At 40.9% G+C, this 17,624-nt stretch carries 11 protein-coding genes and 1 tRNA gene; 7 read left to right on the top strand and 5 right to left on the bottom strand.

What is annotated here, in order from left to right:
* Positions 1–152: 152 nt before the first annotated feature.
* Entirely contained in the window at positions 153–860 is a 708-nt protein-coding gene (locus U3A58_RS05055) for an ABC transporter permease (protein WP_323822307.1), read from the top strand.
* 129 nt (positions 861–989) lie between these two features.
* Positions 990–2,594 (top strand): FtsX-like permease family protein, encoded by a 1,605-nt coding sequence (locus U3A58_RS05050; RefSeq protein ID WP_323822306.1) that lies wholly within the window; start codon positions 990–992, stop codon positions 2,592–2,594.
* Positions 2,595–3,097: 503 nt separating this feature from the next.
* Here U3A58_RS05050 and U3A58_RS05045 read toward each other — a convergent pair.
* Positions 3,098–3,186 (bottom strand) — tRNA-Ser (locus tag U3A58_RS05045).
* A 305-nt stretch (positions 3,187–3,491) separates the two neighbouring features.
* Here U3A58_RS05045 and U3A58_RS05040 point away from each other — a divergent pair.
* On the top strand, positions 3,492–3,746 hold the full coding sequence (locus U3A58_RS05040; RefSeq protein ID WP_323822305.1) for a hypothetical protein: 255 nt from the start codon (positions 3,492–3,494) through the stop codon (positions 3,744–3,746).
* 54 nt (positions 3,747–3,800) lie between these two features.
* Here the strand turns inward: U3A58_RS05040 and U3A58_RS05035 are convergent, their stop codons facing one another.
* Positions 3,801–5,012 carry an S-adenosylmethionine:tRNA ribosyltransferase-isomerase gene (locus U3A58_RS05035; protein ID WP_323822304.1) on the bottom strand — a complete coding sequence of 404 codons (1,212 nt, stop codon included), beginning with the start codon at positions 5,010–5,012 and terminating at the stop codon, positions 3,801–3,803.
* 71 nt (positions 5,013–5,083) lie between these two features.
* Between U3A58_RS05035 and U3A58_RS05030 the strand changes: the two genes are divergently transcribed.
* Positions 5,084–6,166, top strand: coding sequence for an o-succinylbenzoate synthase (locus U3A58_RS05030; protein WP_323822303.1), 1,083 nt, complete (start codon positions 5,084–5,086; stop codon positions 6,164–6,166).
* Here the strand turns inward: U3A58_RS05030 and U3A58_RS05025 are convergent.
* The gene (locus U3A58_RS05025; RefSeq protein WP_323822302.1) at positions 6,163–7,302 is read right to left on the bottom strand and encodes a lactonase family protein; all 1,140 of its coding nucleotides are present in this window, start codon (positions 7,300–7,302) and stop codon (positions 6,163–6,165) included. The genes U3A58_RS05030 and U3A58_RS05025 overlap by 4 nt on opposite strands.
* 173 nt (positions 7,303–7,475) lie before the next feature.
* On the opposite strand from U3A58_RS05025, the gene U3A58_RS05020 reads away from it, so the two are divergent.
* Positions 7,476–10,010: a phosphoenolpyruvate carboxylase gene (locus tag U3A58_RS05020; protein WP_323822301.1), complete on the top strand. Its 2,535-nt coding sequence runs from the start codon at positions 7,476–7,478 to the stop codon at positions 10,008–10,010.
* Between the two features lie 772 nt (positions 10,011–10,782).
* Here the strand turns inward: U3A58_RS05020 and U3A58_RS05015 are convergent.
* Positions 10,783–13,425 (bottom strand): valine--tRNA ligase, encoded by a 2,643-nt coding sequence (locus U3A58_RS05015; RefSeq protein WP_323822300.1) that lies wholly within the window; start codon positions 13,423–13,425, stop codon positions 10,783–10,785.
* Positions 13,426–13,817: 392 nt separating this feature from the next.
* On the opposite strand from U3A58_RS05015, the gene U3A58_RS05010 reads away from it, so the two are divergent.
* Positions 13,818–14,879: an endonuclease/exonuclease/phosphatase family protein gene (locus U3A58_RS05010; protein ID WP_323822299.1), complete on the top strand. Its 1,062-nt coding sequence runs from the start codon at positions 13,818–13,820 to the stop codon at positions 14,877–14,879.
* 182 nt (positions 14,880–15,061) lie between these two features.
* Here the strand turns inward: U3A58_RS05010 and U3A58_RS05005 are convergent, their stop codons facing one another.
* Positions 15,062–15,562 (bottom strand): GreA/GreB family elongation factor, encoded by a 501-nt coding sequence (locus tag U3A58_RS05005; protein WP_323822298.1) that lies wholly within the window; start codon positions 15,560–15,562, stop codon positions 15,062–15,064.
* Between the two features lie 1,066 nt (positions 15,563–16,628).
* Here U3A58_RS05005 and U3A58_RS05000 point away from each other — a divergent pair.
* Positions 16,629–17,591, top strand: coding sequence for an NAD(P)-dependent alcohol dehydrogenase (locus U3A58_RS05000; RefSeq protein ID WP_323822297.1), 963 nt, complete (start codon positions 16,629–16,631; stop codon positions 17,589–17,591).
* Positions 17,592–17,624: the final 33 nt, after the last annotated feature.

Below are 17,624 nucleotides of genomic sequence, written 5' to 3'. Positions count from 1 at the left end.
GCGCTCATGAATCCGCTGAATAGCTTGAGAGTGATTGATAAGGTTATTAAATAGTACGTGGTCGTGGTAAGAAGTGAGAATTAAGAGGCAAGAAGCAAGAGAAACAGATCAAATGGGAGAAACCTGAGTTTCCAATTTAAAGTCTTAAAAAAATGATTTCAAATTACATAAAGATCGCCTGGAGAAATCTAATAAGGAACAAATCCTTTAGCCTGATCAATATTCTAGGGTTGGCAGTGAGTATGTCCATCTGCTTACTCATCATCATGATTGTGATGGACCAGTATAGTTATGACACCTACCATAGCAAAAAGGATCGGATATATAGAGTTCATACCACTCGCTATCAGGAAAATCAAGGAGAAACTGCAAGTTCGGCTTTGCCTTTGGCTGAAAAGCTAATAAGAGAATATCCAATGATTGAGGTGGCTGCCGGCATCAATAAGGAAATCGGTGGGGACATCATCTATGATGAGAAATTTGCATCAGGAGGAGGCTATTTCGCTGATGAAAATCTCTTTAAAATACTGGATTTTTCATTCAAAGAGGGTAATCCTAACACTGCATTGATTGAGCCTTATTCATTGGTGATTACCTCAGATTTGGCAGAGATACTTTTTGCAAATGAATCAGCCCTGGGCAAGATCGTCGGTTTCCATGACAAGGATATCAAAGCGACTGATATCGAGGAAGGCAACATCGAAACGGATTTCGGCTATTTTACCATTACAGGGGTGCTTAATCCAACTCCCGGCAAGACACACCTGCCTTTTAAACTGCTGGCATCTTTGAGTACCATGAAATCGCTTCCTGAAGGCTCGGTATTTGGCAACGGTGAGGATGACTGGGATAATGTCTAAACCAATTACACTTATGTTTTATTGAGGGAGGGTCAAAGCAAAAGCGACTTTCAGACCAATTTGGATAAAATTTCAGAGGAAATATACGGATCCAAATATGCAAACAAACACTCCTTTAAAGCTGTGGCTTTGAAAGATATAACGCCAATTGGTATAATTGGAAATACAACTCACGTGGCTATTCCAAAAGTTGTGCTTATGATTTTAGGGATTCTTTGCCTGATTGTGATGTTCTCGGCCTGCCTGAATTATACCAATATGTCGGTGGCTCGGGCACTTACCCGTATCAGGGAGGTAGGAATCAGAAAGGTGTCGGGGGCGAATAAGAGACAGGTTTTTGTGCAGTTTATCACCGAGGCGGTCCTGATTTCCCTATGCTCACTGGTCCTGGCAATCCTTCTTCTTCAGGTACTCGAAAAGGGCGTGGAAGGAATGACCTTTAATCAGTATCTAAAAATTTCCTTCAAACAAAATTTACTAGGTGTGTTGATTTTCATTGGATTCAGTATCGTGGTTGGTGTCGTGGCCGGCTTCCTTCCCGCTTCTTATGTCTCCAAGTTGAATCCTATTAATTTGTTCAATAAGCTGAGTGGAGTCAGGATGTTCAAAAGCATGAGAATCCGCAATATTCTGTTGGTGATTCAGTTTTCCATCTCTTTGATTTTTATCATTTCGGTGGTGCTAATCCAGTCTCAGTCTAAGCACATTCTAAATTTTGATTATGGATTTGAAAAGGAAAATATTGTCACTGTCAAGCTCTTTAAATCTGAAAACTATTTAAGGTTTGCGCAGGCAGTTGCATCCAATCCATCAGTGACAAAGGTAGGAGCGACTTCTTTGATTCCAGCCAGTGGTTGGAATTTTGGGACGGAAGTAGTGAATCCGGATTTTCCCTTGGATAGTATTTCCAGCAATTTTTTTGATATTAATTCATCAGCAATTGAAGTGCTTAACTTGGAAATTCTGGCCGGAAATAACCTACCCGAGGAAGGCAGTGAAAATCTCATATTGATCAACGAAGAATCTGTTAAAAACTTCAATTTAGGAAGCATTGAGGAAGCAATAGGAAAGCAATTGGGCCTGAATAATGGAGGTGAATTCCAAAATCTTCAAGTAGCTGGCATGGTCAAAGACTTTCAGTTCCTTTCTCCTGATCGGGAGATTCAAAGTTTGGTTTTACGAAACAGGGAAAGTGCATTAGGTTTTGCCTTGGTAAAAATATCCAATGGAAATCAAGCACAAACATTGGCAGCTCTTGAAGCTTCGTGGAAAGAGGTAAATCCAAATTCAAAGTTTTCTTACAAATACCTGGATGAAGAATTGTTGTTTATCCATCAGGTACTGGGTGATGTGACTTCCGTCATCGGATTAATTTCATTTTTAGCGGTTTTTGTTTCCTGCCTCGGCCTATTGGGCATGGCAACTTATACTGCCCAAACCAGAATCAAAGAAATCGGAATCCGAAAAACACTGGGTTCCAGCATTTCGCAGATTATATTTTTATTGTCCAAAACGTTTTTGTCGTTGTTAGGAATTGCCATTTTGGTAGCTGTCCCTTCGGCTTATTTCATCAATAATCTATGGCTTAATTTCTTTGCATCACGTGTCAGCATAGGTATAGTCCCGATTGGGATTGGAGTGGGAGCGATATTGTTGATCAGCTTAGTCATAGTCTTTACGCAGGCTTACAGAGCGGCAACCGTGAATCCTATTGAGAGCTTGAGGAACGAGTAAGAAAACTGTTGCTTAGAAAGTAGTTTCTAGTGATTATTGAAGGTCAAGAAGCAAGAGATATGAGAGGACACCTCACGTACAAAACCCAGATTTCGGTTGGGTTATTTGCTTTGTTGATGACAACTTCGCTTTATTGATGATTTTGACAGTTGGGTCCAAACCTGTGAGAGCTGCAATTGCAATCAAGTAAATAGTTTGAAAGAATCCAGACCATTAATAGTCTGTGATTGAGTTTTTATCCAGTAATGCATTCAGCTTTTAAAGTCCCTAGTTCCTTAGTAAAGGAAGTATCAAAGGCTTCAACAAATTCTAGGAAGGAAGAATAGGAGTCTATTAACATGGTTGATTAAAAAATTTACCAAATTTTTTTTTGGAAAAGGAACTAGACCTGCGAATTAAATCTGCTTGAAAAAAATCTTAAAAATGAATCCAGATTAAAATTTGTGACTGATGTAAAAAACCCCTGTAAACCACTCGTAAACAGGGGTTTATGAACTTATCTGTAGAGAGTGGGGGATTCGAACCCCCGGTACGCGTTGAGGCGTACGACAGTTTAGCAAACTGCTGGTTTAAGCCACTCACCCAACTCTCTAAATATTTTTATTTGGCTTAGTTTTTTCGTTTTACAAAAATATAAACCTTGTCTTTTTAAGGGTTTCTGCCTCTTTTTTCTCCGACATCCATTTTGTAAATCGATGCAAATATAAGTCAATTGATCAGATTTAAACAAATCATTGACAGATAGGAATTCTATGATCAAATCTTTTTGTCTAATAGTCTGAAAATCAAATCAAATAATTTGACAGTTAGCTTCTAGAAATATTAAAAATACCCTACATAGGGTATAAATATTTCATAAGCCCTGGCTAAATTTGATTTCCATTCAAAGCCAACTTTATGATAATCCAAACAGCTACTGCAAATTTCATGATTGAGAAATGTGACCCAAACAATGGATGCGTTATTATCCGATCTAATTCTGAAGAAGAGCTCTTTCGTTTTTTTGGGTCTTTAGAAATCTCTGTGACCAATGATCTATATTATGCATACGAGGCTCGAGCTTGTAAGCAAGAATTAACAAATGCTATGATCCTGATGGTGAAAGAAATCGACTACTCTGAGTTCTCTGAATTTAGCCTTCAGATGGCTTAAGGTGAATTTTACAGTGACTTCTTAGGCAAATTTAGATTTTTTGAAAATGGAAGATTAGCGGATCCAGAGTAGGCTGCTATCTCCGTAACTCAAGAAGCGATAATCATTTGCCAAGGCTTCTGTATAGACACGCTTCCAATCTTCGCCAAGTATCGTAGCTATCAGAAGAATCAAGGTAGAGCCTGGTTGATGAAAATTTGTTATTAGGCCGTTAATTACCTTAAAATCATATCCTGGAAAAATAAAGATCTCCGTGGTGCCGATGATAGTTTCAAGTCCTTTTTCATGCATAAACTCAAGAATGGCTTCATAGGAATCTTTAGCAGTTGGCAAGCTTTTCCTAGTGTCGTAAGGAAACAACTTTTCAATTCTCAAATCGTCCCCTTTGCCTTCAAGTAACTTTACGCCATACCAATACAAGCTCTCCAAAGTTCGCACAGACGTAGTCCCTACCGTTACAACTTTCCCTAAATTCGATAAGATAAGCTCAATTGTTACTCGGTTGACGTGAATTTGCTCGCTATGCATGGGATGCTCAGTGATCTCGCTGGCTTTGATCGGCTGAAAAGTACCTGCACTCACATGCAGTGTTACTTGTGCTTCTTTGATGCCTTTAGACTTCAACTGCTCGAAAATCTCAGCAGTAAAGTGAAGTCCGGCAGTGGGAGCAGCTACAGCACCTTCTTTTTCCGAGTACACTGTCTGATACCTTGATTTGTCTTCTTCGATAGGCTTGCGGTTCAAATATGGAGGAAGTGGAACCTCACCACTTGCTTCTACCACATCTACAAAAGCGACGTCAGGATTGTCCCAGGAGAATTCCACTTGACGTGTCTCCCGATCAAATAATTTGGCTTGAAGAGTTATCGAACTACCATTGAAAAGAATCAGCCCTTTTAGGATTTCTCCATCTTTCCATTTCTTAGCATTCCCGATCATAGTTTCCCAAATCACTGGATGCTTGGCAAGCATAATCTCTGGGATCACTGTCGTAGGAGAAATTGGCTGAAGGAGAAAAATCTCAATTCTTGCACCTGTTTCCCGCTGAAAAATCAATCGGGCTGGAATTACCTTGGTGTCATTGTACACAAGCAAGGTGTCTGCGGGAAGTAAATCTGGAAGGTTGCTAAAATTCAGATGTAAAATCTGACCATTTTTATAATGTAAAAGTTTCGAGGCATCGCGCTTTGCCAAAGGGTACTTCGCGATTTTTTCTTCGGGTAATGTATATTCGTACTCGCTTAAATCAATTGATGGGATTTGCATAACTAAGTGTAATTCTGCCTGCAAATATAGCCCAAGTCATTTCATGTACCTTTCAAAACTATTCTTAATCCATGTCAGATTTTTCTAAAATTACCTTTGACTACCTAAAGCGAACATTGGTTTTTAAGTTTAATGCAGGTACTTCCAGAGGAGTTTTGAAGACCAAGGAGGTGTTTTGGATCAAAGCTTTTCATGCCGAACAGCACGAAATAACGGGATGGGGAGAAGCTGCTCCCTTGGTGAAATTGAGCTTGGATGATCGTCCCGATTTTGAACAGATACTTCAGCGCACACTTAAGGAAATTTCGAATGTAAATTGGGAGAAACCTGAAGAAGGAGTTTTAAAACAGCTACAAGAACTCGTTCCTTTTGAGTTGCCTAGCATCAGGTTTGGGTTGGAAACAGCGATTCTTGATTTGAGGAATGGCGGTAGAAAGAAGATTCTTGGAGGTGAGTTTTTTGATGGGAAAAGGGCTATTCCTATTAATGGATTGATTTGGATGGGAGAAAAAGGCTTTATGTTGGAGCAGATCAATGAAAAGCTGGAACAAGACTTTGACTGTATCAAAATGAAAATTGGCGCAATTGATTTTCGGCAAGAATTGGATCTGCTTGATTACATCAGAGCTCGCTTTTCCAAAGATCAGATTACGCTACGTGTAGATGCAAACGGCGCATTTTCGAAGAAAGAAGCGCTAAGCAAGCTTCAGCAACTTGCCAACTATGATTTGCATAGCATAGAGCAACCAATTGCAGTAGGGAATTGGAAAGCGATGAAGCAACTTTGCGCAGCTACTCCGCTACCCATCGCACTCGATGAGGAATTGATAGGAGTGAAAAATAAAGCTGAACTTCTTGATGCAATTCAGCCTCAGCATATCATTCTTAAGCCAACTTTACTTGGTGGGATAGTAGAAACCCGAGAATGGATAACACTTGCTGAGGAGCGCAAGATAGGCTGGTGGATGACCTCAGCGCTAGAAAGTAACATTGGATTGAATGCTATTGCCCAACTTGCAGATAGCTTGGATGCTAAGATTCCGCAAGGGCTTGGCACAGGCAAGTTGTACCAAAATAATTTGGAATCTCCCTTGGAAATAGAGCAGGGTGAACTCCATTATAATCCACTTCTCACTTGGGAGCGACCTTCCTAGTCGCTAAGCCTAAATAAATATACAGGACTATGGACGCCCACTTTCCAATCTGTTTGGGTTAGTGTCCCAGTTTCTACATCGCGTTCAAATACAACTACATCATCACTCGCTTGATGCGCTGCAAGCAAAAACTTACCATCCGCAGTCAAATTGAAATTCCTAGGCATAATTCCCCCAGATGAGATCTGCTGGGTGAATTCGTATTTACCGGAAGCCTTTTTGCTGATTACAGAAATTGTATTTGCATCGCCGCGATTGGATACGTAAATATTTTCCCCATCAGAGGAAAGTCGAACTTCGGCTGCACCTATGTCACCTTCAAATCCTTCGGTAACCAGAGAGATTCTTTGTTTTGGAGTGATTTTTCCAGCATCAAAACTGAAGATATCCAGCATAGCAGTCATCTCTTCCACCAGTAGGATTTCTTTGCCATCACCTGAAAATACCAGATGTCTTGGCCCATCGCCTGGAGTGACTGCGAAAGCATTGTTTAATGTCAACGGTTCGGTTGCATTTTGGTCAAAGTCATACACATACACCTGATCTGTGCCAAGATCTGCCACGAGCAAGAATTTACCATCTGGGCTAAATACCGTGCTGTGCACATGTGGAGCGCTTTGCCGTGCTTGATTGATACTGCTTCCTTCATGCTGAATAGTCTGAAGGTGCGTTAATCCTGCGTTCCCAGCAATTTTATAAGCACTAAGACTACCGCCGCTGTAATTCGCTACTGTCAAAAATTCCTCATTTGGAGAAAGGGCGATGTAGCAGGGGTGATCACCAAAGCTGGGCAATTCACTTAATTTGGAAAGAGTTTGATCCTCGGAAGAGCGGCTCAAGCTGATTATATTTCCACCCGGTACATTGTCTATTTCTTCTAAAGTGAAGACCTTGTCTCCAGCAGCATTGGCGACTACAAATGAAGGATTTTGAATACCAGGGAAAATTGTCCGAACTTCAAGTCTATTCTCCGAAGGAGTAAAATCAAGTTGATTAATCCCCTGGCTTAGCTGGTCGGTGTATGTGCCCACCAAAAAAGAGTAAGTAATAGGTGTTTCGGTCATTTCGGTTGTTTTTTCTGTGGTGCAGGCGAAAAATATGGCTAGTAGTGCAGCTAGTAAGAGAGGTTGTTTCATGGCAGAAAGATATTGAAAAATCCGAAATACATATTTTGTGTTTTATCGAGAAATTACTGATGTGGTTAATAAAAAGGAAGTGAATGAGATTATTTGTTAAGGAATAGTCAATAGTTATTTCTGCTTTTATAATTTTTACTAATTTGCTTAACCATTAAAACGGAAGACGAATAATGTATAAAACCTATGACACCCAAGTAGCCAAGCGCTTCACGATTTACAACAGCTTATTTCTGGATCTTCCCTTCAATGACATTTACCGCACAGGGACCTTGCTTCCGATATTAGGTACGGCTTGTCAGGATGGTTTCCAAAAAGGATTAACCCCCAAGGAAATTATTGCAGGGTTTTTCGATGAATTGATGCCTGACTCTACGGAAGTTCAGCAATCTGATTTGCTTTTTCAGATGATCCAATATGTAGAGCGACAGGTCGTTCTGTTTGACTCAATCGAAGATGCCGCTTATGAAAAGATCCATGACCTGAATGGGAAAGGGACAGTCAAAGCTCTGATTGACCGGACTGACAATGATAACAAGCGAGAAGAGCTTGTGGAGAAATTGAAGACTTTCTCTGTGCGTCTCACGCTAACTGCCCACCCTACTCAGTTCTACCCCGGTAATGTATTGGCCATCATCACCGATCTGGAGCATGCGATTCGTACGGATGACATCGGTAGGATTAATTCACTTTTGCAGCAATTGGGGAAAACTGGTTTTACCAAACGAGAGAAGCCAACGCCCTATGATGAAGCGGTAAGTCTAATCTGGTTTCTGGAAAATATTTTCTATGAAAGTATCTCAGATATCATGGTTCGCCTACTGGGATCTCTTAATATCCCTCTGCACGACTGGGAAAACCCAGGCTTGCTAAAAGTTGGATTTTGGCCAGGTGGAGACAGAGATGGCAATCCATTTGTGACACATACCATTACCGAGCAAGTAGCTGCCCGCCTCAAAAAGTGGGTTTTGAAATGCTACTACAAAGATGTCCGCAAGGTGCGAAGAAGATTGACCTTCAAGCACGTAGAAGAAATCCTGATTACTATTGAGCGTGGTCTTTACGCTACTTTGTTTGAAAATGATCCGGTCTATAAGACCAAAGAGCAATTGCTTGCCGATTTACTATCAGCCAGAGAAGGATTGATCAAGTATCACGAAGGACTTTTCTTGGATATTTTGGATCAGTTTATTCTGAAAGTTAAAATCTTCGGTTTCCATTTCGCATGTATGGACATGCGTCAGGATAGTCGCAAGCACGATACACTGATAGAAGAGATTTTCCAGCTTCAAGGCAAAGAACTTCAGGGTACGGAAGATGAACAGATTGATCAGATCATGAGTCTTACCGAACTCCCTGAGATATCCACTTTTCAAGACGAGTTTAATCAAGAAATACTTCAATCGTTTGGAGTGATAGACTCAATCCAGCAGGAAAGTGGAGAAGAAGTTCTCAACCGCTACATTATTTCAAATTGCCAGTCGCGAAAGCATCTGTTGGAAGTTTTCAAATTGGCAAAGCTGACGCTGGGCGCAGAAAAGGAAAATCTTCCGTTGGATATTGTGCCTCTTTTTGAGACGATCGATGATTTGGCAGAAGCGCCGGGGATCATGAAAAGTCTATACAATCTTCCTGAATACAAAGAGCATTTGGCATTCAGAGGGAATAAGCAAACCATTATGCTTGGCTTCTCCGATGGAACTAAGGATGGTGGATACCTTCAAGCTAACTGGTCTATTCTAAGGGCTAAAGAGGAGATGACCAGAGTCTCAAGAGAGAATGGGATAGAAGTCGTCTTCTTTGACGGTAGAGGTGGGCCTCCTGCACGTGGTGGAGGAAACATGCATAACTTCTACGCTTCTCTAGGAGAAAAAGTAGAAAACTCTGAAATCCAGGTTACTATCCAGGGACAGACTATTTCAGCAAATTACGGCAAGCAAGCTTCTTGTACTTATAATTTTGAGCAACTTCTAAGTGCTGGTTTGGAAAATCATCTTTACGGTGGTGCGGATAAGAATCTAAATACCGAGCAGCGTGCATTGATCGACGAGCTAGCAGGTGAAGCCTATGAATCTTATAAAAAATTCAAAAGCCATCCTAAGTTTGTTCCTTATCTGGAGCATGTGACTCCGCTTAAGTATTTTGGTATGACCAATATAGGTTCAAGACCATTGAAAAGAGGCAAGGGTGAAGGTCTGAAATTTGAGGATCTCCGGGCAATTCCTTTCGTGGGCTCATGGGCGCAGATGAAGCAAAATATACCAGGATTCTACGGCGTAGGAGCTGCCGTGGAGGTATTGGAAAAGAAAGGGAAATTGGGAGAGTTGAAAGAGCTTTACAACAATAGTCTTTTCTTTAGAGCACTTCTTGGCAATTCTATGCAGTCACTTACAAAGTGTTTCTATCCAGCCACTGCTTATTTGAAGCAGGATAAGAACTACGGGGAGTTTTGGGAAATTATGTATGATGAGTACCTCAGATCTATAGAGAAGCTCAAGGAAGTTTCTTCGATGGATGAATTGATGGGCGACAATAAGGTTATTAAAAAATCGATTGAAATCCGTGAGCGAATCGTACTGCCCTTGATTACTGTGCAGCAATATGCTATTCAGAAAATCCTTGAAACTGGTAAGTCCACCGAAGTACTTCAAAAGTTGATCTTAAGAAGTATGTTTGGGATTATAAATGCAGCAAGAAACGCAGCGTAAGCACTAATTATACCTTGTTAAAAAGCCCGGCTGAATTTGATTTCAGTCGGGCTTTTGTTGGTTTTAACCGCAAAGTTCGCAAAGGTTTACGCAGAGTGCGTCCTGCTTCTCCAGAAGCTGGACTTGGCTAATACCTGATATGCGGAATTGCCTCCATTGGTGTCATGACCAACGGCTTAAATCCTCAATGAACTTTCGCCGCTGTTCGTGTCCTCACGAACAGCGTAGATCCCCATTTAACTATGCTTCTTCAGAAACTGGATTTGACTTAAGTCAGTACTATGTGGAATTGCAAATTCCCTTACTACTGGTCGTGATTGCATCCACGATAATTATCAGGACCCGATCAGTGGTGCTCCAATCTTTGAGATTTCAAAACCTCGAAGGTTTTCTTTTGTCCTGATTCTCCAGAAATTGTGTTTCCCAAAATTGCTTTGTGATCCTGAAGGGATCAAACATTTCAATAGCCATGGGTGCAACCCATGGTAAAAGTATTTGAGTTTATTAAAAGAACCCCGAAGGGGGTCCAACTTAAAATTTTTTAGCTGGATCCGCGCAGTCGCTGGTGCCGTCGCTTGTCTTGTTCCATCTTCTCAATTTAAACCAAAAAGTCCCCTTTCTCCAAACAGACACAAAAACCCGGAGCGTATAGGCTCCGGATTTAATAGTATTTTTAATTCTTTCGAGTTTTTTCAAAACTACATGGATATGGAACGCCGTGCTGCTGCGAGAAAGCAAAATCAAACTTTGCGCCATAGCGCCTTTGCGGGATTTACAAAGTGCCAGCCAGCTTCGCCAAACTCTCCTCCAACGCCTTGATCTTGGCTTCTGCGTCTGCTTGCTTTTTACGCTCCATTTCTATCACCTGGGCAGGAGCACCAGCTACAAATCGCTCGTTTCTGAGTTTTTTCATCACCGAATTCAAGAAGCCTCTGGTGTAATCAATCTCCTTCTGGATATTCTCTTTTTCCTCTTCCACATTGATCGAGTCGCCCATGAGGACAAAGCACTCATCAGACTTTACTACAAAGCTGATCGAATTGGCTACTTTCTCTCCAAAGTTCAATGAAGACAGATTTGCCAGCTTATTCAAGACTACTTCGAATCGACCATATAACTCTTCGTTTTTAGCATTAATGGTTAAGTCAAGCGATTCTTTTGGCGACATTCCTTTGGATGCACGTAGGTTTCTTACCTGAGAAACGACTTCAAAGACTTGATTGGCTTCCTCGATGATCCTAGTGTCAAAAGCTTTTGTTTCAGGCCATGAAGCTAAAATCAGAGATTCTTCCACTGATCTTTCTTTGATCTGATGCCAAAGCTCTTCCGAGATAAATGGCATGAATGGATGAAGAATCTTTAGAATATCTTCAAAAAGCTCAATGGTTTTGTCGTACGTCGCCTGATCGATAGGATGTTGATATTCCGGCTTGATCATCTCCAAGTACCAAGAGCAGAAGTCTCCCCAAACCAACTTGTATGTAGTCATCAAGGCATCGGAAATTCTGAATTTCTCAAAGTGCTCATTAATCTCTACCAGCGCTTGGTTGAATCGGTTCTCAAACCATTCTATACTTGAGGTATTGGCGGAACCGTCCAGACTAGGATCAATTTCCCAGCCTTTGACCAGACGGAACGCATTCCAGATTTTGTTGGCAAAGTTTCTTCCTTGCTCCACGAGCTTATCATCGTATGGCAAATCGTTTCCCGCAGGAGAGGAGAAGAGCATTCCTGTACGTACCCCATCAGCACCATTTTGGGCAATTAGATCCAGTGGATCAGGAGAGTTGCCAAGTGATTTGGACATTTTTCTACCAAGTTTATCGCGTACGATTCCGGTTAGATAGACATTTCGGAATGGCTTTTCGCCCATGTACTCGTATCCGGCAATGATCATACGGGCCACCCAGAAGAATAAAATTTCTGGTGCAGTCACCAAGTCATTGGTAGGGTAGTAATATTTCAATTCTTCATTTGGCTTGCCTGTAGTAAAGACCTCAGGGTCAAAAACAGATATTGGCCATAACCAAGAGCTAAACCAAGTATCCAGCACATCCTGGTCCTGCTGTAAATCCGCCAAGGTGAATTTGCCGTCAAACTTCTCATTTGCAATCATCAGGGCTTTCTCAGCAGTTTTTGCAACTACAAATTCTCCATTTGGAAGGTGGTAAGCTGGAATTCTATGTCCCCACCACAGCTGACGGGAGATACACCAATCACGTACATTTTCCATCCAAGAACGGTACATGTTCTTGAACTTCGGCGGGTACAACTGGATCACGTCATCCATTACTGAGCTAAGTGCAGGCTTTGTGATTTCGTCCATTTTCAGGAACCACTGCAAAGAAAGTTTCGGCTCGATTACAGCATCCGTTCTTTCCGAATGGCCCACATTGGATTTATAATCTTCGATTTTCTCCAATTGATCAATTTCCATCAGCCTTTTTCCGATCTTTTTCCTAGCGACAAAACGATCTTCTCCCACCAGAATCTGAGCTTTTTCATTGAGTGTTCCGTCATCATTGAGGATGTCGATCACCTCAAGCTTGTGCTTCAGCCCCAGTTCATAATCATTTATATCGTGGGCAGGTGTTACTTTTAGGCAGCCCGTACCAAACTCCATATCCACATACTCATCCTCGATTATCGGGATGGCGCGGTTGATCAATGGAATAATGGCCTTCTTACCTTTTAAATGAGTAAATCTAGGGTCATTTGGATTCACACAGATCGCCACATCGGCCATAATGGTCTCCGGTCGGGTAGTAGCTATGGTAAGAAATTCAGTTTCCGATCCTTCGATCTTATAGTTGATGTAATATAGTTTTGAAGCGATTTCCTTGGTGATTACCTCGTCATCAGACAGCGCGGTTTTTCCCTTTGGATCCCAGTTGACCATACGGATGCCTCGGTAGATTTTGCCCTTTTTGTGCAAGTCCACAAAAACAGAAATCACCGCATCGCTCATTCCTTCATCCATCGTGAAAGCCGTCCGGTCCCAATCGCAGGAAGCTCCCAGTTTTTTCAGTTGCTCCAGGATAATCCCTCCGTATTTTTCTTTCCATTCCCAGGCATATTTCAGGAATTCTTCACGGGAAATGGATTTCTTATCGATTCCCTGTTCTTTCAGCATGTTTACAACTTTCGCTTCAGTTGCGATTGAAGCATGATCAGTTCCGGGCACCCAAAGTGCATTTTTTCCCTGCATTCTAGCACGACGGATCAATACATCCTGAATGGTATTGTTCAGCATATGTCCCATGTGCAAGACGCCTGTGACGTTAGGTGGAGGGATTACGATGGTATAGGGCTCTTTCGAATGATCGACTTTCGAAGAAAAAAGCTTGTGCTCCATCCAGTAGGCGTACCACTTGGCTTCGGTAGCTGTAGGATCGTATTTGCTGGCAATAGACATAATTGGAAATTAATTGAGGCGCAAAAATAGCGAAAAAGCCAATTTTGGAGGCATGATTGGCGGATCAATTGTGGAATATCATTGATTTGATGATAGACACGATCCCTGAGTGCAGTCGAAGGGTTTAGCCGCGGAGAGCACAGTTGTCTAGCTTCTCCAAAAGCTGGACTAGTCTAAAAATTTTCTTTCCTTACTTGCCATCGGGCACTATAGTTTGATGGATTCAAAACACTGACAATGCTTTGGCTTTTATATGGCTAAGCGTGTAGGTATCAAACGTGCATTTTGGAGACAAAAGAAAATGAAATTAGAAATGGGAATTTCTGGTTGGGTAAAATAGTTTTCCTCAACTTAAAGTTTGAAAACCTACCATTAGGTTTAACTTTAAATCAATGAGGATACTGACTCTAATTTTATGTGCAATAGTCATAATTGCTACAGGTTTGCCCTTGATCAATTCGGCAGAATGGTGGATTAGAATATTTGATTTCCCCAGACTTCAGATTTCAGTTTTGATCTTTCTGGCGATGATACTGGCTTATGCTTATTTAGGTTCCAAATGGACATACAAGTTACCATTGTTGTTGATTCTTGCAGTTACCTTGGTATATCAGTTACATTTCGTGGTAGTATATACCCCATTGTATAAAACTCAGGCAAAGGATAGCAATAAGCAAGATCCAGGTAACAGCTTTACCCTTTTGGTTATTAATATACTCATGGATAATGAGGATAAAGATAGTTTTCATGAGCTTGTAAAAAGAGTTAAACCAGATGTGCTTCTGATTAATGAACCTGATCAAGTTTGGGCAGAATCTATCAACAAGCTTGACGGTGATTTTCCTTACTCTATCAAATATCCACTGGAAAATACCTATGGCATGATCCTGCTATCAAAACTTCAGCTGACTGAAAGTGCTGTAAATTTTTTAGTAAAGGATAGTATCCCATCTATTTTTACAAAGATCACACTCCCATCAGGAATCAAAATTGATTTTTATGGCGTCCACCCCGAGCCACCAATGCCAGGAACCGATACCTATGAAAGAGATACAGAATTGCTTATAATCGGCAAAGAAATCAAAGAATCCAGTTTTCCAACCGTAGTAGCTGGAGATATGAACGATGTAGCCTGGTCTGGTACTTCCAAGCTTTTCAGAAAGTACAGTGAACTCGTCGATCCTCGAGAAGGCAGGGGATTATACAATTCTTTTAATGCATCTATTCCTTTGTTACGATATCCCCTGGACCACATTTTCTACTCAAAAGAATTTGGACTTTTAACCATTGCGAAGCTTGAAGATATAGGATCAGACCATTTCCCGATCTTCATTGGGCTAAATTATGAGCCCGATGGGGATAATACTGATGGTTTGGAAAAAACAGATTCCGGTGAGAAAGAGGAAGTAGAAGAAAAAATTGAAGAGGGTGAAAACGAAGGAGAGAAAGATTGATTTTGAATTGAATAGTAGTATTTTCCTTCAAATTTGGTGAGGAAAGTTGCCTGTCATCTATGGCTGGTTAATCACCAGTATATGTTCAATTTCCCTTTACTTTGCCTTTCAAAACACTAATTGCGAAGTATTTGCCATTTAAGGAATCAGATTAAAAAAGTAGAGCTTTTATCAGTAAATTATCAATACCTGATTTCCATCACTTCAAAAACTCTGTCCTCTTTAGCCAACTTTAAGATTGCCTGTTCTCCGACTTTCTTACCGATCAATATCTTGGCAATGGGAGAGATAAAGGATATTTTGTTTTTGGCGATATCTGCTTCGTCCACACCCACAATCTGGTAGCTTTGAAATTTTGAGCTATTTCCGATTTTGAGTGTCACAGTTGCCCCAAAGCGGACTTCATCCTTGGGTTGTTCGTCCAGTGGTACAAGTTTGCCTGTGGAGATCCGCTCATCCAGCAAGTTGATTTTTGCAGTGATGAAATTAGAAGCAATGCGTTTTTCCTGTTCGGTGGCAGCATCTATAGCGCCCTTCTCATCGATCAGCGCTTGTTTTTCAGCGAGCAATTCCGCCACCCCATTTTCTGTGACATAATTGGTGACACCTTCCGGCAAATCCGCTCTTGGCGGCACAAGAGGAGTCTCTTCCTGATCATCTTCTTTTACAAATCCTCTGCTCATGATTGGTGTTGTATTGTCTAAAATGAATAAGGAAGAGAATGGAAATTAAGTTTCAAAACCTTGAGAAGGTTAATAACCGCGAGGTAACTGGTTTTCAGTTGTGCGGATTCTCTAGTAGCCGGACTTATCAGAATGATAAATTCATGTTGCTAGCTAGGTGTAATTACAAATTACACCTAGCAGTCTCAAAGCTTTATTCTACGCTCAGTGGGGTGAACTCAGTTACTTCAAATTTCATAAAATGTAGTAGAGCAACCACTCTCTGAATTAGTAAGCGTTCTATTGCAACACTAATTTTTAGGTACCAACTTGGGGTATTAACAATTTCAGACGAAGTGAGTTGACCTTATTATTGCCCCAATGGAATACATCCGGAATTTGGGAGGACGGAATACAATGAAAAAAGAGCTATCGCAACCTTTAACCCTCCGTTTTATTTGGCATAAATATCGAAATAAGGCAGGTAATTATTTTTTTCGTTGTAAAGAATTGATGGCTCTTGACAAGAATTGGAATACTGAGAAGCATGATATACCACTACCTCAAAATTACTTACAGAAATCTGTATAAAGGTGTTCACGCTTATCAATATCATAAGCTTGGCGATGGGAATGGGGGTTTGTCTGTTGATTTATTAGTATGTGCACCGTGAAATAAGTTATGATCACTTTCATAACAATGCTCAAAATACCTAACGATTAACACAAACAACTTTAAGGAATGGGGAGGATTTATGCAAAGCTGCCTTTAGCACTGTTGGACTTGGACCGAAAGAGAAGGAAACTATACCGGAGATTAAGGATTTTGCAAGGGTGCATGATCTGGAAATCGACTTGGTCCTTTCAAATGCCGATAAAAATGAACCCTATCCAAGATAATCAGTTTTTTTTGCGGATTTTTGGATAGTTTAAAGGAACCTTACAGAATGGAGGTGATCTGTTTGCCTTGAACCGTTTATGTCCTTTACGATCAATATCCTAGCTGAAAGTAGTTGAGATTGAAATTCTCTTCCCTGATCCCAAAAGTTGTAAGGAAACCTTTTTAATAGAAAACGACAAAGATTAGCATGAAAGCATTTACGAAATTAAACTATGGAGGACCAGAGATCCTTAAATTGGAAGAGGTAGAAATGCCTGTATTGGAAGATAATCATCTTTTAATAAAAGTTAAGGCAAATTCGGCCAACCCGGCTGACTGGCATATTCTTCGGGGAGAACCATTTTTTGCGCGATTCGCTTTCGGGTTGTTCAAGCCTAAAAATAAAACCCTGGGAGCTGATTTTGCAGGCATTGTTGAGGCGACAGGAAATAATGTATCGCAATTTAAGGTTGGAGACAGGGTGTTTGGGGAGAATCTTAAAGGAGGTGCTTTTGCTGAGTATACTTGTGCGTCGTCAAATGTTTGTGCAGTAATGCCGGAGGGTATTGATTTCCCGGAAATGGCTAGCATACCTATAGCAGGATTAACAGCGCTACAAGCACTGATCACGCATGGAAAACTCAAAAAAGGAGAGTCGGTTCTTATAAATGGTTCTTCAGGGGGAGTTGGTCATTTTGCTGTTCAAATAGCCAAGTCCTATGGAGCTAAGGTAACAGGGGTCTGTTCCGGTAAAAATGTTGGTTTTGTTAAGACTTTAGGCGCAGATCATGTCATAGCCTATGACAAAGAAAGCATTCATCATCACAAGGGCAGTTATAATCTTATTGTTGATACACACGGGAATCTTTCCCAAAAGGATTATAAACGAATGGGGGAGCGGGGTGTTATTGTTGGATTTACCACTATCGGGCATATGATTTCTGTACTAGTAAATTCAATTTTCAGTAAAATTCCTCTGAAGCTATTTACAGCTGAAGCCAACACTAAGGATTTGGAAACACTTGCAAAAATGATTCAAGATGGTAGGATTAAAGTCCATATCGACAGAACTTTTCCGTACGATAAAATTCCAGAAGCCATAAGCTATATCGAAAGTATGCGCACCAAAGGAAAAGTTGTAATGGTTTGGGGAGATAATAGCAATAAGTAATTTGACTAACGAAAACACAATTGGGCATCAACC

The sequence above is a fragment of the Algoriphagus persicinus genome (assembly GCF_035156415.1).
GTDB classification, from domain to species: domain Bacteria; phylum Bacteroidota; class Bacteroidia; order Cytophagales; family Cyclobacteriaceae; genus Algoriphagus; species Algoriphagus persicinus.
This window is presented reverse-complemented; position numbering and strand designations above follow the sequence as displayed.